Below are 26,419 nucleotides of genomic sequence, written 5' to 3' on the forward strand. Positions count from 1 at the left end.
GGATTTTTTTGTTTATTGATAGAGTACACGCGCGGAACAAAACCGTTTGAATACATTGAAGATGGGAGCTATTATCCAAATGTTTTTAAGTAATAAGAAACAGAGTGAAGTGAAAGTTAATGGCAGAGGAATCGCTAAAAGATGGGCCGTGTTAACACTGGCAGGGGTATTATGGGTCGGTCCGGTTGCTGGAACTGGGGCTCTAATCCCCTTGAATGGTTGGATGTCTGCTCCAATCGCAAGTGCAGCCTCTGGTTCAACTGTAAAATTGGGCGAAGAGATCATTACTTCGGGTGCAACATTATTGAAATATCGTTTTAAAGGTTCTAAAGGAACAGCGCTGGCTGATATCATTCGAGTGGACTTGCAAAATCCGTACGTTAAGCTGGATGTCATGACGGGGAAGAATGGACAGTTTACGACCCGTCAGAGTACAGGTGGCATGGCAAAAGAGACCGGGGCGGTTGCTGGTGTAAACGGGGATTATTTTAATACCTCCAGCGAGGGAGCGCCGATCGGTGGACAAGTATCCAAGGGTGTGTTGATGTCTACTCCGTCTGATTTAACGGGTATGTATGCCTTTGCTGTAACCAAGGATGGTTCTCCCATGGTGGAGCAGTTTACTTTTGAAGGTACAGTAAAAGCTGGAGATGGGTCGTCCTTCTCTTTGGCTGGGATGAACAAGGCTTCGTATTCGCCTGAGACGAGTGGGGGCGGCTATAGCCACTCTAATGCTATGTATATTTATACATCTGCTTGGAAAGCAATTGAGCGGCCCAAAAACAGCTCGACAACGCCTACCGAGATATTGGTACAAAATGGTGTGGTTACACAGGTCTCTGACAATGCTACGTTGAATATGACCGTTCCGCAGGATGGCTATATTTTACGTACTCATGGTAAAGCTGCTGATTATGCCAAAGCGCATCTGACCGTGGGACAAACCGTAGAAACAAGCTATCATCTTCGTGTTAAATCGACAGGGAGTGAAGTAGATCCTTCTAACCTTCAGATGATGATTGGTGGACATACCATATTAGTAAATGACGGTCAGAAAACCTCTTTTTCCCGGAGCACAACAAGCATAGGCGGGACGCGTGCGCGTACAGCTCTGGGATATTCTCGTGACAAGCGTTACGCTTATGTCATTGCTGTTGAGAAGAATGGGAACAGCGTTGGTGTGTCCCTGAGCGAGCTGCAAACGCTGATGAAAGATATTGGCGTCTGGAAGGGTATGAACCTTGACGGGGGCGGCTCTACCACCATGGTGACTCGTGATTTGGGAGATACGACAGCGGGGCTTACGTTCAATACAGAATATGGCACAGAGCAACGTAGTATTGTAAATGGAGTGGGGGTATATACCAATGCTCCTAAAGGAACGCTCAAAGGCTTCACCATCAAGGGCAATAAAACGTTGCTGATTGGTCAGACCGGAAGCTATTCCTTCAAAGGTTATGACAACTACTACAATCCATTCGATACCTCGAAAGTACAAGTGACGTGGAAATCCAGCAATCCGGCTGTTGTGTCAGTGAGCGGCGGCGTTGTAAAGGGAGCCAAACCGGGAACTGCTACTTTAACGGCATCTAGTGGCTCAGCCAGCGCTACAACCAAGGTCACGGTGCTTGGAGCAGATGAAATTTCATCACTTACCGCAGGCACTGGAACTGGCTCGCTTACCGCTGGAGCTAAAATCGCTGTACCGGTAACGGCAAAGACAAAAGATGGACAGAATGTCAGCATTACCTCAGATGCGCTCAAATGGGAGTTCATCGGCTTTAAGGGAAGTGTCAAGGACAATCAGCTTACAGTAAATACAGTGGATGCAGGCGTGAAAACGGGCTATGCCATCGGTCGCTATGATGGTTTCAGCGCTGTCGTCTTCTTGTCTGCTGGCGGAGCAAGTACAAACAACTGGGAGAACTTCGAAAATGTTTCGTATCCGGTTGATTTTACTTCGAATGTGGAAGGTGTTACCGGCACAGCTGCTGTTGTACAAGGAGATGGCGACCATGCCAATTCCAAAGTGCTGGAGCTGAACTACGATATGACGAACGGCAGTGGTAAAATGTATGCTTACGCTCAATTGAACGGCACATCCGGGAAAACGCTTGAACAGGCGGCTACTTCTGTCTCGATTGATGTCAGAGGGGATAAGAGTCTGAACTGGTTGCGTGCGGAGTTAGAGGATGCTCAAGGCAAAACAGCATATATTGATCTTGCTAAAGTGATCGACTGGAACGGCTGGAAAACCATTAACGCAGATATGAGCGGTTTGAATGTTTCGTATCCGGCGAAGCTGAAGCGTCTTTATGTGGTCAATGTGGCAGAGGGTCAGGACGAGCGTGCTAAAACAGGCAATGTTGCTTTTGATAATATTTCTTTTAATACACCGGGAACGGTCGGTACAGAAGGACTTAAAAAAGGAACAGCTCAAATGACGATTGGACAAAGATCAATGACGGTGAACGGAACGCCGACCACGATTGATGCCGCTCCGATGACTCGCGATGGTTCAACGTATGTTCCGATCAAGTATGTGCTGGACGCATTTGGCGGACAAGCCAAATGGAATGCGGGCGATCAGCGGATCACCATTATGCGCGGCGGTGTGCTGATGGATTTGATCGTAGGGAAAAAAGAAGTTGTTCTGAACGGGAAACGTCAAAGCACTGATGTTGCACCCATTGTGCTAGGAGGCAGGACTTTAGTCCCATTAAGACTCGTGTCTGAGCAGTTAGGAATGACTGTAAAATGGGAACAAGAAACGAAGACCATCACCCTCCAGTCATGATATGGTATGATATATACTTGAAATGCTAGGATTGGAGTAGAACATTTGTGGACTTTCAAGCCGATATCATAGACCGAGTCATTAAAAATGCCATCCAGGTGATGGAGAACAGCAAATATCAGATGTTCGAAATATTGGACACGGCCCGGACCGAGCTGGTCACGTTAAATCAGGAGCTCCAGAGCGTCTTGAAGGAAACAGCAGAAACGATCGAAAAGGTGGACCAGCTGGAAATGAACTATCGGCGGTCCCGCATTCGGTTGACTGAGGTCAGCCGTGACTTCGTTCGCTATTCGGAAGAGGATATCAAGCAGGCTTACGAGAAGGCAACACAGCTTCAACTCGATGTGATGATTTTCCGCGAGAAGGAAATGTATCTCAAAGCCAGAAGAGATGATCTTCAAAAGCGGGCCAAAAGTGTCGAGGCTTCTGTCGAGCGCGCCGAAACCATCGGTTCGCAGATGGGGGTCGTGCTGGAATATTTGTCGGGCGAATTGGGACAAGTGACGCGGATCATCGAATCGGCCAAAAATCGGCAGTTTATTGGTCTGAAAATTATTTTGGCTCAGGAAGAGGAGCGCAAACGCATATCCCGTGAAATTCACGATGGACCTGCGCAACTCCTTGCGCATCTAGTGCTTAGGACGGAAATTGTGGAAAGAATGATCGCCAAGCAGGAATTTAAGATGGTTCAGGACGAAATAGTAGACTTGAAGAAACAGGTTCGCTCCAGTCTTGAGGAAATGCGAAAGGTCATTTTCAATTTGCGTCCTATGGCTCTGGATGACCTGGGACTTATTCCGACGCTCCGGAAATATGTACAGGATTTTGAAGAAAAAACGAAGATTAGATCGCTTTTTGAAACAAGGGGCAAGGAACACCGTCTCTCTTCCGCGATGGAAGCAGCCATTTACCGTCTGATCCAGGAAGCTTTGACCAACGCTGCCAAGCATGCTTATCCTACCTATGTGCTTGTTGAGATTACCTATCAGGCGCAGCTTGTAAAAATCGTGGTGCAGGATAATGGTTTGGGCTTTAAGCCAGAGCTTTTTCAGCAAAAAAGCAAAGATCATGGGCATTTTGGTCTGATTGGTATGCGGGAAAGGGTTGAACTGCTCGAGGGGAGAATGGAGATCGAATCAGCTGAGAATCAAGGCACCAAGATAGTGATTCATATCCCAACCAACGTGGAAAAGGGAAAGGAGTAACAACATGGAAAATCAGGAAATTAGTAATGCACCCATTAAAGTTCTCTTAGCGGACGATCATCAGTTGTTCCGTGAAGGACTTAAACGTATTTTGAATATGGAGGACGACATTGAGGTCATCGGCGAGTGTGGCGACGGTATTCAAGTGTTGGAATTCTGTAACGTAGAGAAACCAGATATTGTTCTGATGGACATTAATATGCCAATTGAAAACGGTGTAGAGGCAACCGAAAAACTGCGTGAGATGTTCCCGGATGTCAAAGTTATCATTTTATCCATTCATGATGATGAAAGCTATGTATTCGAGACGTTGCGCAAGGGAGCCAATGGTTATCTGTTAAAAGATATGGAGGCCGAGTCCCTCATTAATGCAATTCGTTCGGTTCATGAAGGATATGCGTTTATCCATCCGAAGGTAACGGGTAAGCTCATTCAGCAGCTTCGCCGGATGACCTACCTGAATGAAACAGGGGCTATGGCTGAAGGTCATACGAAGGAAGCCGGCGTGAAGTTTGTCGCAGGTGAAAATAATCCATTGACCCGTCGTGAAGCTGAAGTGCTGCGTCTAATGGCTGAAGGTAAGAGCAACAAGATGATCGGTGAATATTTATTCATTAGTGAGAAAACGGTCAAAAACCATGTCAGCAGCATTCTGCAAAAAATGGAGGTTGATGACCGTACACAAGCAGTTATTAACTCAATTAAATATGGATGGGTTACGCTGTAAAGTGTAGTTTTTCCATGATTAGACGATGCAGCTGCTAATAGATATGAATGCTGTACCGCCTTTCTTTGGGAGCGATATGTCCGCTCATACGGAAACCCAGTACATAACCGTGACACCTCTTCCTGTTATACGGCATATATTGTCGCTATAGGAGGAGGTGGAACCCTCGTGACGGCTCACTTGGTTTGGATATTGCTTATATACGGTGTGGGAGCCGCAGTCGTTCATCTTATGTATATACGACAGGCGGTTCAGGCTTATCACAATGGTGAAGATTCACGCGCAATATCTCCGGGTCATCGCGCGACTCGCTATATTGTGATTACGTCCAATGACGGAGATCGTGTGGAATGGGTGATGCGTTCGCTGAACATACTTGCCTGGCTGCACCGGAGGCCGCTACATGTGACGGTACTGGATGATGAATCTATGGACGATACGCTACCGATTCTGACACGGCTAGTACGCTATAGTCATATGGATGTTTCAGTCATTTCAAGTCGTTTTTCACCGGGGAACCCGGTCTTACCGAAGTCAGGCGGTGAAAAGCAGGTTGTTATTGATCTTAGAACGGTCAAGTCGTTGGCGGACGCCCCATTTGTTCCTTAGCGACAGGGGATTGTGGACATCATGGTCAAAATCGGATATAAATGTTTATAAACAGTTGCATAGGCAAGACGACAGGGATTTCGTTGAGGTCTACTTGATGTGAAGCACACTTCAGGCTATTAGCCATAGGAGTGTGCTTTTTTGCTGTTCTCTGGGGTGACAAGAACCACAAAAATCATGAATGGGAGGAGAAGGGGAAGGTGAAAATTGCAGTATATGCAGTGAGGTATAAAGGGAATTGGAGTCTCCGATTATCTGTGGATATTCGAGTAGATATGACATGGTGGATGAATCAAGATGAGGGGCAGGAGAATGTTGTCGAAAGATGGGTGGTATTAGGAGATGAGCTTCCCTTGTCCTGGGGGACAAAGTTGTGCGAAACATTTAAGGAATTGGAAGATATGGAGCGATGGGGAAAAGGGCAGTGGTGGGCTTATATTCTCGCACAGCTAAAAAGTGAACTGGCTCTTGAGCCTTTTGATGGAGAACGAATTTTATCTGGAGGAGTAGAAAATATATGCATTTGGGATCATGTACAAGGGTGGACTTCCTGCACAAAAGGTGGGGATGAGGGACGGGAAACAGACGGAGTTTTACGTTCTATTCAAAAAAGGAGTCTCATCACGGGAATTGATGGATTGGATAGGGAGTGTTTAATACGACAAGCGAATGAACTGGCTAATTTGTTGTCAGGACGCCAGTTACTCGTTCTGGAAGTCGAAGCGCTGCTGGCAGAGGCAGCGCCAGGTTTGGAGCATGCTTGGCGATCCGCTGCACAACTTGCATATCTGCAAGGCCGACTCAGCTTTGCTGCTGGCCTCGCTCCAGCACCACGTACGCGCTGGTCTGCCGCGCGTACGCATGAACTTCGCTGCAACCGTTGTGGCAGCGGGATAGTGCACCGCACGAGCTGCGCATCGTGCGGACGTAAGGCGTGCGCTTACTGCGAGACATGTCTCGCACTGGGACGCAGCCGTGAATGCTCGCTGCTGCTGTGCGGTGCAGCGAAACCCGCCCTGCCGCGCACAGCAGGCATAGCCCCGGCGACGGAACTCGACCGCTGGGGGCTGAGCCCTGCACAGCGTGCCGCCGCCGAAGCGGCGCTGCGCTTTTTGGCCGCACCGCACGGCGAAGTGCGGGGACGTTTTCGCCCGGAAGGCCGTGGGCTCCGGGCGTTGTTCTGGCGCGATAGGGTTGCGTGCCGGGGATCAGATGCTGCCGCTTCGCATGGCAGCAACCTTGCCCACAGCAAGCAGTCTTCGCCGAAACCTGAAGAAGGTGCGAGGCAGAACGCTGATCGGCAGGTGCCTGATACCACGGTAGAACGTTTTCTGCTCTGGGCTGTAACAGGCGCAGGCAAGACGGAAATGATGTTTCCGCTATTGCAATATGTGTTGGACCACGGAGGAACGGTACTTGTGGCAACACCACGCCGTGATGTGGTACTGGAGTTAGCGCCTCGTTTGGCCATTGCTTTTCCCGATGTGAGCATGGTGACGCTCTACGGGGGAAGCGCAGAACGGTGGCAAAGGGGACAGTTGACCCTGGCTACGACACATCAGCTATTGCGTTATCGTCAAGCCTTTGATTTGGTTGTGATTGATGAGATAGACGCGTTCCCTTATCACAATGATCCTATGCTTGCCTTTGCTGCACGAGCAGTATGTAAGCCGAAGGGAAAGTTTATCTATTTGTCTGCTACACCACCGCAATTCTTGCAGAAAGAGGCTGCACACGGTCTACTGCCACACGCCAAGGTTCCCGTTCGTTTTCATCGTCATCCCTTACCTGTCCCATTTCGCCTGGGGGCTGCTTCAGTGCAACATTGGCTGCAAAAAGGTCGGCTTCCCCTATCCTTTATTCAACGCCTACGCGTATCTATACAACGTGGGGCACAGGTTTTCCTATTTGTGACACGAATCTCACATATTCAGGGACTTGTGAAGCTGCTGATTAAACAATTACCTGATGTACCTATTGCAGGCACCTCCTCACAGGATGAAGAAAGAACCGTTAAAGTGCGCTTATTTCGAGCTACTGAAATACGTGTTCTGGTTACAACGACTATTTTGGAGCGAGGGGTAACTGTTCCACGGAGTGATGTGTACGTATTAGACGCGGACAGCAGTCTTTTTGATGAAGCCTCTCTTGTCCAAATGGCGGGTCGTGCAGGAAGGTCCAAGGATGACCCATGTGGAGGTGTTATTTTTACATCGCCCCAATGGACTCGAGGCCAAAAGAGAGCGATTAGACAAATTAAACGAATGAATGCACTGGCTCGGAAAAAAGGATACCTGAAGGAGGTAAAGCACTAAATGTATTAAATAAAAAAAGTTTTTTTGGAAATGTGAAACCTGAAACAATGTCAGTACGTAAACTACCAAGAAAGGTGCATTCTGGTATGGGGATGATTCCAACAACCCGTCTATTTTTGAATTGGTTATTCCAACGTCAGTCCCAAACATGTATCGCTTGCGGCACTCTCACAGGGCGTTTTTCTGAATTCTCTGGGATATGTACTTCTTGTTCGCTTCAAATTCCTTGGGTTTACAACATTCGTTGTGTTCATTGCGGACGTCCGACGTTTTGCCCGGATTGCGTAAGGCTTGACCGATTAGTACGTTACTATGTGTGCAATCGGAGTGCAACCAGTTATACACCGATGATGAGAGAATGGATTGGACAGTTCAAATATCGCGGGAATGAAAAGTATGGTTCCCTGCTGGGTGAGATCATGAATCGAGCCTATCAGGCGATGAGGTATGAGTTTGTAAGTCTTAAACATTCTCGTTTCAAGCAATCTTTGTGGAGTGTGGATGTAGTGACCTGTGTCCCGGTAAGTGAGAAGAGGCTGACAGAGCGAGGCTTCAATCAGGCTCAGATCTTGGCAGAAGAGATTGCTAGGAGGAATAAGCTCCCCTTCCTATCTTTACTTGCTCGTCCACAAGATACAGGCAAACAAAGTTTTAAATCCAAAAAGGAACGCATGAACACCATGAATAATGCGTTTTCTGTCCACCCCAATATGGAAAATTTGCTGAAGTCGTTTATTTTAAAAGCTGAATCTCATCGTGCTACGGAGAACAAGCCTTCTGTTACCGTTTTGCTTGTAGATGATATTTATACAACGGGAAGCACATTGCAGGCGTGTGCACGTGTTTTGAGAGAAAAGGCATTAGAGCAAGGAATACATGTGACTATTTTTTGCCTGACCTTAGCAAGATCATAAGTCTAAATATCTAGTATTTTCCATAAAATTTTGCTTGAAACTATGAAAAAGAGGTTATAACTTTCTTGAAAGAAGGATTAAATGATAGAGCAAAAGTCTTTTAAGCCGTACAATCAGCAGGATTTGACAACGAGCTAGAGAGAGGTATATAATAAAAATATAGAGACAAACAAAAAGTAAGGAAGTGAGGGATGAAAACAGAATATTTCAATTTAGAGGTTGATTTTTTTGGAAAAGAGGAGTACAATTTCTATCTGTTGATAGCTAACATGATTGGTAATAAGTGATTAGCTAATGACTAAAGAGCGGACATTGGGAGTGTCTCGCTCAGTAGTAAAGCAGTTAATTAAAATTTAAAGTTAAAAAGAGGAGAGAAAAAATCATGAAAAACGTAATGAAAAAAGTAGCAATATCTAGCATGTTGGCAATTAGTTTAGGTGCAGTATCTTTGTTGAGTCCGCTTGCAACAGGTCAAGTATTGGCTAAGTCCCACTCCGATGACGAAAAGCAACAAATAGAAGACCAAATCATGAGAGAACAACAAGAAGCAGCACAAAGAGCATTTGAAGAAAAAGTTTTTGGAACTGCAACTACTGAAAATGCAGCAACTACAACACCAGCTCAACCAGCTACTGAGAACAACAATCAAGCAACAACCACAAAACCAGCAACGACTACAACTGAAACACCAGCTGCTGTAAATACAATCACAGTAGATGTTCAAGAGGGCGACACATTGGCTTCTATCGCTGAAAAATACGGTGTAACTGTTGAAGAACTGGTTAAAATCAACAACCTGGTTAAAGTAGGCCAAGAACTGCAAGTACCGCAAACAAACACAAATAAATAAATATCATTATAAATGTATAATGAAGTGTGTTTTTTAAACCAAGCGTTTGACTATAGTATACGGGAAGGCCTCTATTAAAACAATGCTTTTTTGAATAATTAATTGTGAAATAGCTTGTTTTTTTGGGCTGCAAATTTCCACGGATGCATCTAGCTTGATTTCGGATATGTTATAAGTTGAGATGATGTTAGTTCCATGAGATTTATGAATACCCACACTCCATGTGCGGAGCATTCGTATGGGCGCCGTTCCCCCGGATTTATAGGATTTCCTTGATGTCATTCGGGGCACAGGTGAACATGAATTCTTCTGAGGATTGTTTCGCCCGGTTTTTCCCTCATCTTGATAATTAATTTCTACATTTACTCATATTCATATATAGCTATTTTAATTGTATAATGAAGCGCTATTCCCGAAAATAACTGGAATGGCGCTTATTTTATTTTCTATCTAAAGTACGGTGTAATGTTTGACGATAAATAGATACATGCACTAGGCTGAGCTATTAGCCTTCATGGGCTTTCTTTATTTTTATGTCATTGCATATTGATGCATATAAATATAGAGAAACTTTTGCTGATGGATCATTCCCTCTTATACTTTTTATATGATAACTTATAAAATGTGCAATTGTGTAAAATCTGAAAATCTTTTTTTGAAATATTTGCTAGACGAGGCTCTTCATTATAAGTTAATGTAAGGATAAAAGTAATTAAAGATCGGAAATTGGAAAGGGGCGCTACAGAGGATGAATTTGGATAACTGTCCTCGCTGTGGAAAGCTGTTTATTAAGAACGTCAGGGGAATCTGTCAGAACTGTATTAAAGAAATTGAAATTGAATACGAACGCTGTGTCAAACATATACGTGAAAATAAGGGCATTCATATGCATGAGCTTTCAGAGGCTACTGAGGTATCTGTAAAGCAAATCACGACATTTATACGTGAGGGACGTATTTCCATTGCTAATGCGCCTAATATGACGTATCCTTGCGAGGTATGCGGGATACCGATTCGTGAAGGGCATATGTGCGATTCTTGTCGAACACGTCTGACTAAAGACCTGCATCAGGCTGTACGCGAAAGTAGTAATCAGGATCAAAGTAATAATATGGGCTCAGGTACCTACAGCGCGATTGATAAACTTCGTGGAAAGTAGTACAGGGGAATTAAAAACGCATTCAGCTATTCAAAAAGTTTCAAATACCGCCGATAATCTTTATAGAGCTTATCGGTTTTTTTATTTTTAGCAACATGCACAAAATAAAGAAGTCAGGCATAATACGAACCATGTTCGACGCTATGTCGTCTGATACATTCTGACCATATCAAATAACTAAGGAAGGTGGAAGTTATGAAAATTAACGAGACCAACCGCATCGGAGCTATTAATCCATATCAGCGAAATATTGAAACAGGACGTCAAGAGGAGCTTAAGAAGTCCCGCCGCAAGGATGAGGTTTCGATTTCTCCGGAAGCAATGGAAATGCTGAACCGCAGCAGTGATGCAGACCGTGTTAAGAAAATTCAGGAGCTTAAGCAGCAAGTAGCTTCTGGAACCTATCGTGTGGATGCCGATAAAATTGCAGAGAAACTGTTACCTTACTTCAAGCAGTCTTCTGAAAGCTAGGTGAAGGAATATGCCTTTAGAGCGATTGATTGATGTGCTGGAGCAACTTAGAGAGGCTCACGAGCAGTTGATTACATTAGGGAATCAAAAAAAAGAAGCACTGATATCAAATAAGGTAGATCAGCTCATTCTAGTCATGAACCAGGAATCGAAGATGTCCAGACACATTGAACAGCTGGATGAGCGACGCCTGCAGGCAGCATATGAATTTTTGCAGGAACGTGGTATTAAGTCTAAGTTGAATCTCAATATTACGGAGTTGTCTCGTCTTGTGTTTGATGTAGAAGACAAGCAGCGCCTCCTTCAAATTCAAAAAAAACTAGCGGATACACTTGTAGAATTGAAAAAATTAAATGAGTTGAATCAACAGCTTATACAACAGGCGCTTTCCTATATTGATTTTTCTATTGAGAGTATGTCATATTATGCGGAATCTGAAGCGGTCTATCAGCGTCCAGCTGACAAAAGCACCTCTACTGTACGAGCGGGACTATTTGATACACGCGCCTAATTGAAGGAGGAAAACATGGTCTCAACATTTCATGGTATAGAAACAGCGAAAAGAAGCTTAAACACACAAACGGCAGCACTTAATACAACCGGACACAATATCTCAAATGCCAACACAGCTGGTTACTCCAGACAAGTGGTTAGTATGAAGGCCTCGGATTCTATGGAAGCCTACGGTTTAAATCGTTCCGTTGTACGAGGTCAAATGGGTACAGGGGTTGAATTCACTGCTATTGAGCGCGTCCGTCAGACGTTTCTAGATGACCAGTATCGTAATGAGAACTCCTCTTTAGGTGGATGGAGTATCCGCTACGACACTTTGAATAAGCTCGAAACGATTATGAATGAGCCTTCTGACACAGGTATGCGCAAAGTAATGGATAATTTCTGGAATGCTTGGTCGGATCTAAGTCAAGATCCTCAGGACGTAACTAACCGTAAAATTGTAAAAGAGACTACGTTGGCTCTGACGGATGCGTTGAATCAGACAAGCAAGCAGCTTGACGCGCTAGATTCCGATTTAACCAATAATATTACTTTGAAGACAACAGAGATGAATTCCCTATTACAATCTGTAGCTGATTTAAACGGGAACATTACCAAGTTGGAATCATTGGGAGATAATCCAAATGATTTGAGAGATCAGCGAGATTATGCGATTGATAAATTGTCTAAACTGGCTAATGTGCAGGTTACTCAACTAGATGAGGGATATCAGGTAACAGTAGCGGGACAAATAGCTGTAACTGGTACCGCGGTTACACCATTAACCGCAGATGGTCTTCAGGCTGCTTTCGCAGGAGGCACCTTGACTGGCGGTGAAGTTTACGGAATGGTATTATCACGTGACAGATATGTAACGGATTATAAAAATCAGATAAACCAATTGGCAAACACATTGGCCAACGGAAATATTGAAGTTACCCTTCCTAAAGGAACTGTGCTTCCAGAAGGAACGGTATTGAATACGGGACCGAATAATACAGCGGTTACCTACTCTAATGCTAATAATAACCGGACTTTAACAAACGATTTGAAAGTTACTGTCCAAGGTATCAATGGACTTCATCAGTTGGGCTATACAATTAGTGGGACAACTCCTACCAAAGGTGATACCTTTTTTACCTCTAAAGACGGTGCCGCGATTACAGCTGGAAATATTACATTAAATCCTGATATACAAAGTGATCCTAATAAAATTGCGACCTCATTACGGGTAGATGGGACAGGAACGACAGATGAGAAAGTAGTGCTCGGTAATAATGCGTTAGCTATGGCTATGGCTAACTTAAAAAATGTGAAATTCGATTTTGGGACTGCTCTATCAACTCCGACGTCGGTGGATGATTATTTTAGCTCTATTGTTGGACAACTTGGAGTACAGACTCAGGAGGCGGAACGTCAGTCACAGAACGCACAACTTTTGACAGAACAGGTGGATTTAAGTAGACAGTCTGTCAGCGGGGTGTCCCTGGATGAAGAGATGTCCAGCATGATCAAGTTTCAGCATGCTTATAGTGCGGCTTCTCGTTTTATGACGACATTCGATCAATTGCTGGACAAGCTGATTAATAGTACAGGCCGTGTAGGGCTCTAATTTAGATTAGTAGGAGGTAGTGTATGGCGATTCGAGTAACCTCGGGGATGATGAGTATGCAGACGCTCAGTAACCTGAATCGTAATTATAACAATATGAGTAAAATGGAAAATCAGATTACAACTGGTCGCAAACTCAATAAACCCTCAGATGATCCAGTGGGTGTGACTTATGCCCTTCGCTACAGAGCTGAGTTGGCTTCTAATGAGCAGTATTCCAGTAATGCTGATGCGGCCGTAAGCTGGTTAGATTTTACAGACTCTACTATGCAGCAGGCTGGAGATGTCATGAAGCGGTTAAAAGAGCTGACGGTTCAAGCTTCAAGTGAAACTGTCCCCCAATCCGGATTGGATGCAATTAAGTTGGAAGTGGATCAGCTTAAGGAACAAATGACCAATATCGGAAATAGCCAAATTCGTGGCAAATATATCTTTAACGGTCAAAAATATGACCAGGCCCCTTACGAGCTGTCCGGTACTGTGACAAGTTATGATCAAATTGATGCGGATCAAGGAGCTGTGAATTATGCAATTGGAGATCAATCTACATTTCGGGTGAATACTTCTGGAAGTGAGTTTTTTGGAGCGTCAACGGATACGGATAACGTTTTTAAAATTATGGATAACTTGAGTGCGGCCTTGGCTAGTGGTAGTTATAGTGCTATTGCAGCTCAGTCCACAAATGTTGAATCTCGTTTCATAAAAATGCAGGCTAGTCAGTCTGAAGTTGGGGCGCGCACAAACCGTGTAGAACTGGTTCAATCCCGTCTTGACGACCGGAATCTAAATTTGACGACCCTGCAATCCAAAACTGAGGATGCTGATATTGCAAGCTTGATGATTCAGGCTACCTCTGCCCAAACTATTTATGAGGCAGCCTTGAAATCATCTGCTCAGATCATGCAACCTTCTTTAATGGATTTTATGCGTTAATCTTTAGAATCTTTGACATTTGTATTGTAGAGCTATGGATGGAAATCCGTAGCTCTTTTGTTGATTTTTAAGGAGGATAAAAAATGACCCCGAAATCTGAATTAGATAAAAAAAGATGGCTTAATGAAGAATTAGTTTTTGCTTTTCCTAAGGGACTACCTGGTTTTGAGCATTTACGCGAATATAAGCTACAAGAGCATAATGAGTTATTCAGTATTTTGAGCGCTGTAGAAGAGGAGACGGTCACCTTTATTACGGTCAATCCATTTGATTTTGTACCTGATTATGAGTTTGAACTATCCAGTGATGCGCTTGCAGATATCGGTATAATAGATCGAGAGCAGATTGCAGTTCGCTGTATTGTGACTTGGCATAGTAATAAGGAGAAGATAACAGTCAATTTACTAGCACCTTTAATTTTCAATGTGGAGAAGTCTATTGGCAAACAGATTGTTTTACAAAATACCGATTATACTACAAGAAGTACATTGTGGCAGAAGTTAAGACATAAAGAGCAGGGTGGTGAATCCTGATGCTTGTTTTATCCCGAAAAAAAGGTGAGTCTGTTGTTATCCATAATGATATTGTAATAACCGTGCTTTCCGTTGAAGGTGATAACGTAAAAATAGGCATATCAGCACCCAAAGACATAGATATATATCGTAAAGAGATTTTTGATGCAATCCAGGATAACAATCAAAACGCAGTTATGGACCTTGAAGCTCTTAAGAATGCCATGTTAGAGATGGGAGAGGGAAGCAATACTTAGTAAAGAAATGAATATGGGCTGCTGATATTGGAAGAATACTAAAGAAAATTTTTAGAATGCTATAAACAATTTTGTGTGAAAGGTCGATATATAATATAGAACGGTAATTCTTCAGGGCGGCCGACCTGTGAAGACGTTCATACCACAAGGATGTGGGCATTAAACCATTTCAGGGAGGAAATTTACAATGATTATTAACCACAATATTCCGGCATTGAATACACACCGCAACATGGGTCTTAACACAAGTGCAACAAGTAAAAATATGGAGAAACTGTCTTCCGGTCTGCGCATTAACCGTGCTGCTGATGACGCTGCTGGCTTGTCCATCTCCGAATCCATGCGCGGTCAAATCCGTGGTCTGGAGCAAGCTCAACGTAACGCTCAAGATGGTATCTCCTTCGTACAAACTGCTGAGGGTGCAATGAACGAAGTATCCTCCATGCTGACTCGTATGAAAGAACTGAATGTTCAAAAATCGAGTGGTACTTACAGCTCCGCTGACAAAACAAACATCAACCAAGAGCTGGAGCAATTGGGTGACCAAATCGATGAAATTATGACTAAAACAACATTTAACGGTATTAGCATCACTAAAGGTGCAAATATTACTGTGAATGACAAAGCTACAAGTACAATTGCTATCGGAAGCATCAGTACTACTGGATTCAGTACGCTTGGTTCCAACACAACACTCGCTCAAGTTGAAACTGCTATTAAAAATGTTTCCTCCGAGCGCGCTAAATTGGGTGCTGTCCAAAACCGTCTGGAGTACACATCCAATAACATTGGTACTACTGTAGAAAACCTGACTGCTGCTGAATCCCGTATCCGTGATACAGATATGGCTAAAGAAATGGTTGCTTTGTCCAAAAACAACATCTTGCTGCAAGCTTCCCAATCGATGCTGGCACAAGCAAACTCTGCTCCACAAGGTATTTTGTCTGTACTTCGTTAATCTATACTTTTTCATTAGAAGAGACCTTGATTTCCAAGGTCTCTTTTTTGTTATTCCCTTCATAAATAACTCTTAATTTCCGATATAAACAGTATAAGAAACTATAAAATGCTCTTGATGATGTTTCAGCACGTAGGGAGGGTAAATTGTGGATAATAGTATTTCGGGTTTTGGTCCAGTTCCAGAACAAGCGAAATTTATTTCGCCCAAGGTTAGCTCTGATGAATCATCAATTACAGCCATAAATCAGCAAAACGTCAACCAATCAATTGAAAGACTGTCTGGAGAAGAGGAAAAAGCTCTCCAGCAGTTAGAAAAGGCGATTAGAGCTGTGCAGGGGCCGGAAAAGAAGTTTGAGATTTCCATTCACAAGGAGACTCACGCAATTATGATTAAAGTATTCGACAAACAGACAGGCGATCTAATTCGAGAAGTCCCACGTGAAAAGCTTCTTGATGTAGCAGCGAACTTCATGGAAATGAACGGACTTATTATTGATAAAAAAGCTTAATAACTTAGGAGGATTAGTATGACATTAAGAATTGGCGGCTTGGCTTCTGGTATGGATATTGATTCAATGGTCAAAAAGTTAATGACTACAGAAAATATTCCATTAAATAAGTTGAATCAGCAAAAGCAACAGACAGAGTGGAAGCGTGACGGATATCGTCAAGTAAGCACAAAGTTAGTGAGTTTTAATGAAAAATTAACAAATTTCAGCTTAAGCAGCGCTATTGATTCAAAGAAAGCTACTGTCACAGGTGCTTCTAATGTTCTAACTGCAACAGCTACAGGTGCATCTGCAAACTCTGTATTAAATGTTAAGGTAACAAATTTAGCATCTGCATCTAATGTTGTATCTTCTGGAGGGACGGTAAGTGCCACTCCAGGTTCAACAAAGTTATCAGATATATACACGGGTGCAGAGACCAGTATTATCGTTGGGTCTGATACCATAAGTTTTACATCTGATGACACTATTGATTCGTTGGTGTCCAAAATTAATAAAAGTACAAAAGCGGGAGTTACAGCTGTATATGATGCTTCCTCGGGGAAAATTTCCTTGACCAACAAAGAAACTGGAAATAAAGACATTATATTAGGAGGAGAACTGCTTGAACAAAGCTTTGGTTTGAAGTCGGCTAACGTAGTGAAAGGTAAAAATGCAGTTGTTGAAATTAATGGACTAGTAACAGAGCAGACATCAAACCGTTTCACAGTTAATGGTGTCGAGATCAGTTTGAATGGGACTACTCCGACAGGTCAGTCGACACAAATTGAAGTTTCACAGGATGTTGACACGCTTGTGAATACGATTAAGTCTTTTGTGGAGGCCTATAATGATACTTTGTCTACACTTAATCAAAAGACAAGTGAAGAGCGGTATCGTAAATTTTTACCTTTAACCACAGATCAAAAGAAAGATATGAGCGATGATGAAGTGAAGCTCTGGGAAAGCAAAGCCCAAAGTGGAATGTTAAAAAATGATTCCATTGTAGATAAAACAATTAGTGATATGAGATCGGCGATCATATCAGATGTGGTTCTTCCAAACGGAGAAAAGGTGAATTTAGCTCAGTTTGGTATTACAACTGGTGGATATAGTGAGAAAGGGAAGCTGTATGTGGATGAGAAAAAGCTACGCACAGCTCTTGAAACTACGCCAGAGAAAGTGACCGCATTATTTGGACAAGTTGATACGTCTTCTACCAAAAATTATACGTCAACAGACGGCATTTTCAGTCGGTTAAAGAAAACGGATCAAGTATCTCTGCAAAGCTTGGCAGATAAAGCGGGAACATCCAAAATTAGCAGCGATCTGTCTGCTGCGTTTCAACCAAAAAGTGAAATGGGCGATCAATTAACAGCTTATGAAAAGCGAATTGATGCCTTACAAGACAGATTGACGATGATTGAAAACCGCTATTATCAACAGTTCACAGCTATGGAGACGGCCATGAATAAATACAATAGTACCTCGTCAAGTCTTTCAAGTATGTTATCTTAATGAATTAATTCTTATTTAAAGGAGAGATCAAGCTTTGATTAATTCACCTTATCAAAAATATCAACAAACCCAATTGCAAACGGCTTCTCCGGCTCAATTACTATTGATGCTTTATGATGGTGCTATTCGTTTTGTTCGTATGGGGATATCTGGTATTGAGGAATCGAATTACGAAAAATCAAATATAAATTTGTGTAAAGCACAAGCTGTTATTAATGAACTGATTGCTGCTCTTAACTATGATTATCAAATTGCTAAGACACTTTTTCAGGTGTATGAATACATGCTACACCGATTGATTAACGCCAATTTAAAGAAGGATAAGGCGCCAGCCAACGAAGTTTTGTCCTATTTGTTAGAGTTAAGAGGGGCTTGGGAAGAAGCTGGTAAATCACTTAATCTTGGCATGGAGCAGGCTTAATGAACACTATTCATCGCGAAATACAAGAATTAGAATCTAGTGTTTTAGAAATAGTGGATAAAATTGATCAGTTACAATATGAAGAGTTGGTTGCTTTTACTGATAAAAGAGAAAGATTGGTTGAGAATATTATGAAGTTCAAAAATGTCCTTACCCAGGAAGAAAAAGAAAAGTTAAGGGAATTAGGCAAGTTTGATGCAGGTATTCTAAAGAAAATGAACCGACTGAAAGTAGAAGCAAGCCAATGGCTTCTTAAGCAAGGGACTATTCAAGAACAGAAATCAGCATACAATGCAAGTTATACGCCGGACAGCTTGTTTTTTGATCGTAAGAATTAACAAATAAGGTTGGTAGAGTAATGAAGAGACTTAGTGTATGTATGATTGTTAAGGATGAAGAGGTCTTGCTGGCACGTTGTTTAGATAGTATAAAGTCTATTGCTGATGAGATTGTCATCGTCGATACAGGCTCTACAGACAGAACAAAAAAGGTTGCACAAGAATATACTCATCTAATCTTTGATTATAAATGGTCCAATGATTTTGCTGCAGCACGGAATGAATCCATCCGGCATGCCACTGGGAAATGGATTTTAGTGATGGACGCGGATGAATATCTATCGTTAGATGACTATAATGAATGGAATCATTTTCTTGATAGAGAGATACCTGTGGAAAATTTGGCATATACGCTACCTATTATCAATTTTACGGGGGAAAAAGAGTTTCAGGATGAAATAACGACCTCCCCCGTAACACGGTTGTTTCCTAATTATAAAGGCATATTTTTTGAAAGGCCGATCCACGAGCAGTTGACTAGGGGCTCATCAAAAGAGTTATTTCATAAAAAGTTGGAATTAAATATATATCATACAGGCTATCAGGAACAACGAGTTGTTGAAAAGAATAAACATGAACGTAATATGTCCATTTTTAATGAAATGAAGAAGCACCAAAACATGAGTGAATATGACTGGTTTACATTGGGAAACCAATATCGTTACGCTAAAAATGAAGTTGAAGCTACGGATTGCTACGAGCGTGCTCTTAAAGGAACTAGTTCTAAAGTAGCTTGGTATCCGCATTGTTTAATTGGGCTTATAAGTTTGTATTATAAACAGGATAGGCTCCATTTATCGTGGAAATGGACTGAAGATAAGTTATCCTTATTCGAGGACTATTCGGAGTACTATGCAATTAAAGGAATCCATTATGAAACCTTGGGTTTTTTTGAACAAGCGATCTCCTGTTATTTAAAAGCGATAAGTATAGCTGAAGAAAGAGCTGCTAACCAAAAAGAGTTTTGGTTGGTGGATCCGATGTATAGTTTTGAAACCCCAGTTCAGCAATTGATATCTTTATATTTCCGTTTAAATGATAATCAGCAGGCAATCTACTGGCTTTCCATACTTTTGAATAAAAATAATAAACATCCTAGGGTTCTACTGCGTTTAATCGAATGGCTTTGTCAAAATGAAAGTGAGAACACAATCATTGAATTTCTTAATCAGCACTTCAATGTAGAAAAAAGATCAGATATTACACTAATCTACAAAGTTTCGCTGGCATTAGGACAGGACCAAATGGCATCCTACTATCTTAGTTTTTTGAAAGACGATGACTCCCTAACCAATTCAGATCACATACGAATCGCTGTGATGAAGCAGGATAAAAAAAGCTGGGAAGAAGCCTGCTCTGCTGTGAAAAAGGTAACTGAGGGAGATAAGCAACAATTATGGATACAGACTGTACTTGGTTCCTTAATATGGAGTGATATTAGATTCCTAAATAGTAACTATTTTGGTGAGGATGAAGATATCCAGAGTGTGAATGTATTGATTTCTCAGATTATTAAGGGAGAGCAAATTGATGATTCACAAATGCTAATAGAATATTCGGGCTCGTTATTTTTGGTAGCTAAACAGCTCTTTCTTATAAAGAATTATGAACTTTTTGATAACTTTGTACAGGCTGTAAAAAGCGCAGAGCTTATCAATATGTTGGCTAATTATTTTTATGGTTTAAATTTGATTGAAATGGCTATGAACTATTACTCAGTCCTATTAGTGGAACGACAATTAGATGCCACAAGCTTGGAAAATTTGGCTTTTTATCATCTCAATCATGGTCATTATGATGAAGCCAAAGAATTTCTTGAAGAGCTTGTAGAATTGCAACCTAAAGCTAGACATCTGTACTACTTCTTGATTCGTAGCGCAGGACAGCACGAGAAGAGGTTGTATATTGATAAATTTATCTCTGAATTTCCTGATTTTTCGAGTATTTCTTTTGTTAGAAAATTCATAAATTAAGAAATTAAACAGACAGCGCGTACCTATTCTTCATAGGTACGCGCTGTCTGTTTAAAGAGTGAACTGATACTAAATGGAGTTTTGCAGACTGTCTTTGATTGAAGTCGTAGAAATATCGGGTGTACGTGCTAAATAAATAACTTCGCAATAAGCTTTTAAATCATCAAATTTTCCCTTCCAATCATCGCCCATTACAAAAGTATGGATATGAAGGTTTGAAATATCAGATGCTTTTTGCTCCCAACAGTGTTCCGGGATAACAGCATCTACATACTTGATAGCTTCAAGCATCATTTTTCGTTTATGATAAGGAAAATAAGCTGCCTTTCCTTTAATTGTATTAAATTCATCTGTAGAAAGGGCTACGGTGAGGTGATCACCAAGGGCGCGGGCTCTTTGAAATAAAAGAATGTGACCATAGTGAAGTAGATCGAACGTTCCATATGTGATTACTTTTTTCAAGGTTACCCCCCCTTTATGAACCAGAAGATAGTGTCGAAAGTTTCTCAAGAAGTAATGAAGTCAACTTGGGTTGAGTACTTTGATCTAATGCCTTTTGATAATGAGTTAGAGCAGAAGTCTTATCTCCTATCCACTCATATACATATCCCATATTATAAATCAGATCCTCGTCCCATGGAAACGCCCGATGCCCTATCTCGAAAGTTTCTATTGCCTCTTGTGGGTTGTTATTTAACAAGTGGAGCATACCATTCATCGCATAGATTTCTGAGTCTGCAGCATTGTCTTCGAGATACTGCTGTATAGCTTGATTGGCTTGTGCAATTTGTCCAAGTTCAATCATTTCGTTAATTTTGGCTTTAATTTGACTCTGTAACTGTTTATGTTTATAAAAGATTTCTCTGTTTTGTTGAATGACATCACGATGCTCCTCAATATATTGATCAACGAGCTCCCATATACGTGATGCCGAATGATGATCTTGGTATTTGTGGCACAATGTCAAGATGGTGCTTCTTTCTTGCTTGTACCAGTCTGGTTCGACCAGGAAACGACTTATAGTATCCTGTAATTCATGCTGGGTAGTTGCTTTTGGTCCTGGAGTCCAAAAATCGTAAGGTTCAAATAGGAAACCTCGATTTCCTTTGTATTCCTCCAAATCGGTTGGTAAGAACAAAATCGGACGCTCCAGCAAGAGATAGTCAATATAGACAGAAGAATAATCAGTAATGAGTATATCGGCAGAGCCTAGAATATCATAGAGGTCCATACCATTTTTTGATAGCAGGTTGTCATTCAAAATAATGATATGCTCCGATGACAGAGCATTTAATTCTTCTGTAAAATATTTTTCCTCAAAAGGATGCAGCTTTACAACAAGTGTTATATCGTTTTCTTCTAAAAACTCTATAAAATTTTGTTGATGCATCTCAGAAAAACCAAAAATATTACTGAAATTTTTCCCCCCTTCGAGTTTATCAGGAGTCACAAAGGATTTGCGAAATGTCGGCATGAAAAATATGACAGAACCTGTGTCCATATTGATTTTAGGGAAAAGATTTTCTAAATTTTTTTTAGAGTGGGGGGAGAACAAGGCGTCATTTCTAGGTAGTCCCGTGATTCGATATTGGCTGATGTTCCCTCCATTACAAGCGTTCATGGCTGTATTATAGAGAGAAGAGTAGGACATAATCATATCCATTTTGGCCCAATGCTCATGAATATGTGTGTCTGAAATTTCTTCTTGTTTGTCCATTTTAGCCATACCCTTTAGTGGAAATCCATGCCACATGTCTATGTTGATCTTATCGTAATTTGAAGAATACTCACCATGTGTTGTAATATACACGTCACTATGGTCAATATATCGGTTATATAATGCCTGTCTATCTGTTAAAAGTTCAATTTCATATTTGGCAAGCAGTTCTTTTGTAGCGGCATGATAAAGATAATAGTTATTAGAACCTGAGGATGACAGGTGAAACATAGTAATTTTAATTTTATCCATATAAATATTGGGTCCCTTCTTATGGCGATTTTTAGACCTTTATATTATTTATCGGTTAGAAAGTGGTGTACATAAAGCTATTATATTGGAAAAACATTCATTTTACATATTTGTTAAGAAGCCTCTTGAAGTGAGAAGAAAAAACCGATAATAAGGATAGAAGATTAATAGTGGGATTCTAATAACTAATATTAATTGATCATATGGGAAATAGAGATTTATGATTTCCCTCAAGGATTAGGGAGGTCTCATGATTAATACAAGCATTATTATGTCGAGCGTTTCAGAACGTTTGGAATACCTACAAGACTCAATTCGAAGCATAGAGAAATTCACCAAAAGAGGAACATACGAAATAATTATTCTTGATGCCGGAAGTTGTTTGGAAATTAGGGAATGGTTGGCAGGTCAAACTAATTTGCGAGTGTTGTTTTTTAATAATGAACTTACTATGCCACAGGCATGGAACCAAGGGATACGTATGGCTGTGGGAGAATCATTTTTACTTTTAAAAAATGATGCATTAGTAACAGAAAATTGGTTGGAATTATTACATCAATCACTGGATTATGACAATAAAATTGGTGTAGTGGGACCAACTACTAACCTGGATGAAAATGGGCACTCAACCCCTATGGAATTTATCACCGATGAAAGAATGCACATTAATGCAAGTGGGATTAATCAAGAAATAAACATTGAAAGCAAACTGACAATATCAAGTTTTTGCTTACTAGCTAGAAACAGTTTAATTGATATTGTAGGTTATTTTGATGAGCAATTAGATGGGGAGATAGCAGTAATTGATTTTTGTTTGCGTGTAAATCAAGCTGGTTGGAAAACAGCTGTATGTAGGAATGTTTTTGTGTATCAGCATGGAATACATTTGGAGAAAAACGATAATAATTCAAAACGTAATTTTGGAATCAAGTGGGGATTTGATGTTGAGAAAACAAGGGTACAATCGAATATTCTTCAACTAATAAATCAATCTTGTGAAGATATATTTAAAATTTTAATAATAGGCTCGGGTTGTGGGGCTACTGTTCTAAAGCTGAAACAGATATTTCCCAATGCTGAGATATACGGTTATGACGCGAATTTTAACGAAGAGCAATTTAATACCTATGCTCACTTATATACGTCTTTAAAAACTTTGAGTATACAAAACAATAAATTCAATTATATTATTTTAGCTTCTTTAGAAAACTTTGAGGAGACACTTTCTAAATCAATAACCTTGCTTGAAAATCATGGTCAACTTATCGTGGAAATGTTAAATATAAACAGTTTTAGGATTGTTGAAAAATTGATTTTAGGAAAAGGCTTAGAGGCAGATAAAAGTTTTTGGAGTTTAACAGAAATAGGTACTATGTTTGAAAATGCAGGTTTTGAAGAATTAGATGTTAACTATGTCATCAGTAACGATAAAAAAGAGTATAATTCTTTTTCTGAAAAAATTACCCATGAAGTTCAGTTTCCTCAGGAATTTGAAGCATCAAGCTTTTTGGTTAAAGCATGGAAAAATAAAAAACATAAAATTTTACAGCTGCAATTCAGTGAATTAGAAAATAATTTAGATAAAGTTAATACATCTATTTTATTTCAATATTCTACAGAACAAATTTTAAGCTCGATTGAAAGTTATAAGGGATCTGTAATACCATTACTGAATCATTTAGGGATTTCCAACTTTGAAAGAAGAAAATTGGATGATGTTCTACCTTATTTAGTTAGAGCATACGAATTGGAGCCATCTAATTCGATGACATTGCTTAATTTAGCAACGGTTATGTACTCAATTGGTGATGATGAATCAACGCTGTGCTGGCTTAAAAAAATCCCGCATCATAATGAACAAATAAGTAAATGGATTGTTAAAATCCAACAGGATATTTATAGAAAAAGAATGGTTGATAGTAAGGCTAAGTTTCTACTTCGTCGAATTGAAAACGATGTGAAGCGTGAAGAGGCTAGTAATGAGTTAGCTCAGTTATTAGGAAATGGATTGATTTCTATTCAAGACATTTTTGACTCTGTTTCATTCGATATCATAGACAAAAATGGCACATTAAATAAAATTGCGGTCACATGCTTTAATATGGGGGAACAAGAGTTTGTAATTCCCTTGTTAGAAAGGTCATATGTTCTGAATTCAGCTGATGAGAACACTCTGTATAATTTGGGCTACATTTTGTATAAATACGGAGAACTTAATGAAGCTTTGGGATTTCTTGCGCAAATCATCGAACCGGATTCAGATGTTTTTAGCCTACAAGAAGAGATTGAGAGGCATATTAATTATGGAAGAGAATAAAGTTTGTTTTATTATTATTTATAATAATGAGTTTTTGTGTGAAGAGTGTATTTCGTACATTAATTCCCTTTCAAAACCAGATGGCTTTGAGGTGGAAATTATACCTATTTATAGTACTGAAAATGTTGCTTCAGTGTATAACAAAGCTATGAAACAATCTTCTGCTAAATATAAAGTATATTTAAAACAAGATTCATTTATTATTAATAAAACATTCATGGAAGAATGTCTCGGGATTTTTAAGAGAAATCATAAAATAGGTATGATTGGTGTCATTGGGGCAGAGTCTTTACCTCCTAGCTGCTTTTGGGAAGATGCAAATGACGAGAAGAAATATGGCTCTTTATATTGTTACAATCAAAATGGTGTAGACATCGCAACTGGAGCCAATAACAGGAATGTATCGGGAGAAATAAATCATGATTGCGTTCAGGTTATTGATGGGCGCATTATGATTACTCAGTATGATTTAATTTGGCGTGATGATTTATTTTCTAATAGCTATTATGATATAGCCCAGTGCTTTGAATTTAGCGATGCAGGATACAGCGTAGCTGTCCCTAGACAACACAAGCCTTGGATAATTTCTGACAGTGAGAGCGAGGATAGGAAATGCCCTGAAGGAAGGAAGGTGTTTTTAAAACATTATGGAACTAAATTTTTGCCAAAAGTAAGTGTATTAATTCCAGCATACAACAGGCCTTTTTATTTGGAACTAGCCTTGCAAAGTGCACTTTATCAGTCATATCAAAATATAGAGATTATTATTGGTGATGACAGTACTAATAATGAGGTTGAAAAAGCAATAGAACCTTATTTACTAGAATATAATAATGTTAGTTACTACAAAAATGAGACAAATTTAGGACTGGAGAACTGGTATAAAATATATGATATGGCGAATGGAGAGTATATTAACTTTTTAATGGATGATGATTTATTTCATTTTGAAAAAATAGAAAAAATGGTAAATAAATTACATTCGCATGATGATGTATCATTGGTCACCTCTTTCAGGGAATTAATTGACGAATCAGGGGAGGTATTATCTAGTAAGCCGTCTACTAGATTGTTTTTTCAAGAAAATACTATAATAAATGGAAAAACTTTTGGTTCCTTTATGTTGTCTCAAACTTGGAATATTATTGGAGAGCCGACCACAGCAATGTTTCGTAAGAAGGATGTAAAACGATTCGGGTTTTATCATGAACATAAATTTAATGTTATTAATGATTTTGCTACATGGCTTTCATTAATGGAGAAGGGAGATGTTGTCTATCTTACAGAACCATTAAGTTATTTTAGACAGCATAGTGGTCAAAATCAGGCAAATCCTAAATATAAAGTATTAGGCATAGATGAATGGTTATGTATTATTAATGAAGCGCGAAAAAATGGCTTTTTTGAGAATGATCTTACTTTTAAAGAAACTATAATAAATTATATAAAATCTTCATTAGATATTATATTTTTTTATCAAAAGCTTAAATTAGATGAAACACTAGAAGTACATTTAGTTAAAGAAAAGTTAGTCAGTGCGTTGGATGAACTATTAGTAAAGTGATCTGTGAGGTGAA

Annotated in this window: 24 protein-coding genes; 22 read left to right on the forward strand and 2 right to left on the reverse strand. The window is 40.3% G+C overall.

Annotation, left to right across the window (positions count from 1 at the left end):
- The first annotated feature begins 79 nt into the window (after window positions 1–79).
- From C1T21_RS04840 to C1T21_RS04940, 20 genes are all read left to right on the forward strand, one after another.
- Window positions 80–2,797 (forward strand): stalk domain-containing protein, encoded by a 2,718-nt coding sequence (locus tag C1T21_RS04840; protein ID WP_103047426.1) that lies wholly within the window; start codon window positions 80–82, stop codon window positions 2,795–2,797.
- Window positions 2,798–2,844: 47 nt separating this feature from the next.
- The gene (locus C1T21_RS04845) at window positions 2,845–4,005 is read left to right on the forward strand and encodes a sensor histidine kinase (protein ID WP_013312293.1); all 1,161 of its coding nucleotides are present in this window, start codon (window positions 2,845–2,847) and stop codon (window positions 4,003–4,005) included.
- A 4-nt stretch (window positions 4,006–4,009) separates the two neighbouring features.
- Window positions 4,010–4,732: a response regulator gene (locus C1T21_RS04850; RefSeq protein ID WP_007432713.1), complete on the forward strand. Its 723-nt coding sequence runs from the start codon at window positions 4,010–4,012 to the stop codon at window positions 4,730–4,732.
- A gap of 168 nt (window positions 4,733–4,900) precedes the next feature.
- The gene (locus C1T21_RS04855; protein ID WP_013312292.1) at window positions 4,901–5,341 is read left to right on the forward strand and encodes a hypothetical protein; all 441 of its coding nucleotides are present in this window, start codon (window positions 4,901–4,903) and stop codon (window positions 5,339–5,341) included.
- A gap of 200 nt (window positions 5,342–5,541) precedes the next feature.
- Window positions 5,542–7,656, forward strand: a complete 2,115-nt coding sequence (locus C1T21_RS04860) for a helicase-related protein (protein ID WP_103047427.1) — start codon at window positions 5,542–5,544, stop codon at window positions 7,654–7,656.
- Window positions 7,657–7,688: 32 nt separating this feature from the next.
- Window positions 7,689–8,570, forward strand: coding sequence for a ComFC family protein (locus C1T21_RS27740; RefSeq protein WP_258012360.1), 882 nt, complete (start codon window positions 7,689–7,691; stop codon window positions 8,568–8,570).
- A gap of 382 nt (window positions 8,571–8,952) precedes the next feature.
- The gene (locus C1T21_RS04870; RefSeq protein WP_103047429.1) at window positions 8,953–9,420 is read left to right on the forward strand and encodes a LysM peptidoglycan-binding domain-containing protein; all 468 of its coding nucleotides are present in this window, start codon (window positions 8,953–8,955) and stop codon (window positions 9,418–9,420) included.
- Between the two features lie 748 nt (window positions 9,421–10,168).
- A complete protein-coding gene (locus C1T21_RS04880; protein ID WP_044648603.1) occupies window positions 10,169–10,579 on the forward strand; it encodes a TIGR03826 family flagellar region protein in 411 nt (136 codons plus the stop codon).
- A 195-nt stretch (window positions 10,580–10,774) separates the two neighbouring features.
- Window positions 10,775–11,050, forward strand: coding sequence for a flagellar biosynthesis anti-sigma factor FlgM (gene flgM / locus C1T21_RS04885; protein ID WP_039271505.1), 276 nt, complete (start codon window positions 10,775–10,777; stop codon window positions 11,048–11,050).
- Between the two features lie 10 nt (window positions 11,051–11,060).
- On the forward strand, window positions 11,061–11,561 hold the full coding sequence (locus C1T21_RS04890; protein ID WP_061829914.1) for a flagellar protein FlgN: 501 nt from the start codon (window positions 11,061–11,063) through the stop codon (window positions 11,559–11,561).
- A gap of 15 nt (window positions 11,562–11,576) precedes the next feature.
- On the forward strand, window positions 11,577–13,157 hold the full coding sequence (gene flgK / locus C1T21_RS04895; protein WP_103047431.1) for a flagellar hook-associated protein FlgK: 1,581 nt from the start codon (window positions 11,577–11,579) through the stop codon (window positions 13,155–13,157).
- A 23-nt stretch (window positions 13,158–13,180) separates the two neighbouring features.
- Window positions 13,181–14,089: a flagellar hook-associated protein FlgL gene (gene flgL, locus C1T21_RS04900; RefSeq protein WP_103047432.1), complete on the forward strand. Its 909-nt coding sequence runs from the start codon at window positions 13,181–13,183 to the stop codon at window positions 14,087–14,089.
- An 83-nt stretch (window positions 14,090–14,172) separates the two neighbouring features.
- Window positions 14,173–14,622, forward strand: a complete 450-nt coding sequence (locus C1T21_RS04905; protein WP_103047433.1) for a flagellar assembly protein FliW — start codon at window positions 14,173–14,175, stop codon at window positions 14,620–14,622.
- Window positions 14,622–14,858: a carbon storage regulator CsrA gene (csrA, locus tag C1T21_RS04910; protein WP_023990670.1), complete on the forward strand. Its 237-nt coding sequence runs from the start codon at window positions 14,622–14,624 to the stop codon at window positions 14,856–14,858. Before C1T21_RS04905 ends, csrA begins: the two co-directional genes overlap by 1 nt.
- Before the next feature lie 187 nt (window positions 14,859–15,045).
- Window positions 15,046–15,816, forward strand: coding sequence for a flagellin N-terminal helical domain-containing protein (locus C1T21_RS04915; protein ID WP_023990669.1), 771 nt, complete (start codon window positions 15,046–15,048; stop codon window positions 15,814–15,816).
- Window positions 15,817–15,964: 148 nt separating this feature from the next.
- Window positions 15,965–16,327, forward strand: a complete 363-nt coding sequence (locus tag C1T21_RS04920; RefSeq protein ID WP_023990668.1) for a flagellar protein FlaG — start codon at window positions 15,965–15,967, stop codon at window positions 16,325–16,327.
- Window positions 16,328–16,345: 18 nt separating this feature from the next.
- Entirely contained in the window at window positions 16,346–17,824 is a 1,479-nt protein-coding gene (gene fliD, locus C1T21_RS04925; RefSeq protein WP_103047435.1) for a flagellar filament capping protein FliD, read from the forward strand.
- A gap of 34 nt (window positions 17,825–17,858) precedes the next feature.
- Window positions 17,859–18,245 carry a flagellar export chaperone FliS gene (fliS, locus tag C1T21_RS04930; protein ID WP_023990666.1) on the forward strand — a complete coding sequence of 129 codons (387 nt, stop codon included), beginning with the start codon at window positions 17,859–17,861 and terminating at the stop codon, window positions 18,243–18,245.
- Complete coding sequence (locus tag C1T21_RS04935) at window positions 18,245–18,583, forward strand: hypothetical protein (RefSeq protein WP_103047436.1); 339 nt, start codon at window positions 18,245–18,247, stop codon at window positions 18,581–18,583. The genes fliS and C1T21_RS04935 overlap by 1 nt, the downstream gene beginning before the upstream one ends.
- A 20-nt stretch (window positions 18,584–18,603) precedes the next feature.
- Window positions 18,604–20,556, forward strand: a complete 1,953-nt coding sequence (locus C1T21_RS04940; protein WP_103047437.1) for a glycosyltransferase — start codon at window positions 18,604–18,606, stop codon at window positions 20,554–20,556.
- 69 nt (window positions 20,557–20,625) lie between these two features.
- On the opposite strand, the gene tagD is transcribed toward C1T21_RS04940, so the two are convergent.
- Together tagD and C1T21_RS04950 are read right to left on the reverse strand one after the other, a co-directional pair.
- On the reverse strand, window positions 20,626–21,018 hold the full coding sequence (gene tagD / locus C1T21_RS04945; protein WP_023990663.1) for a glycerol-3-phosphate cytidylyltransferase: 393 nt from the start codon (window positions 21,016–21,018) through the stop codon (window positions 20,626–20,628).
- A gap of 13 nt (window positions 21,019–21,031) precedes the next feature.
- Complete coding sequence (locus C1T21_RS04950) at window positions 21,032–22,525, reverse strand: CDP-glycerol glycerophosphotransferase family protein (RefSeq protein WP_258012361.1); 1,494 nt, start codon at window positions 22,523–22,525, stop codon at window positions 21,032–21,034.
- A 250-nt stretch (window positions 22,526–22,775) separates the two neighbouring features.
- Between C1T21_RS04950 and C1T21_RS04955 the strand changes: the two genes are divergently transcribed.
- Both C1T21_RS04955 and C1T21_RS04960 read left to right on the forward strand, forming a co-directional pair.
- Window positions 22,776–24,842, forward strand: coding sequence for a glycosyltransferase (locus C1T21_RS04955; protein WP_103047439.1), 2,067 nt, complete (start codon window positions 22,776–22,778; stop codon window positions 24,840–24,842).
- Complete coding sequence (locus C1T21_RS04960) at window positions 24,829–26,406, forward strand: glycosyltransferase (protein WP_180984548.1); 1,578 nt, start codon at window positions 24,829–24,831, stop codon at window positions 26,404–26,406. The genes C1T21_RS04955 and C1T21_RS04960 overlap by 14 nt, the downstream gene beginning before the upstream one ends.
- Window positions 26,407–26,419 lie beyond the last annotated feature (13 nt).

It is taken from the genome of Paenibacillus sp. F4, assembly GCF_002894905.1.
Taxonomy (GTDB): Bacteria; Bacillota; Bacilli; order Paenibacillales; family Paenibacillaceae; genus Paenibacillus; species Paenibacillus polymyxa_B.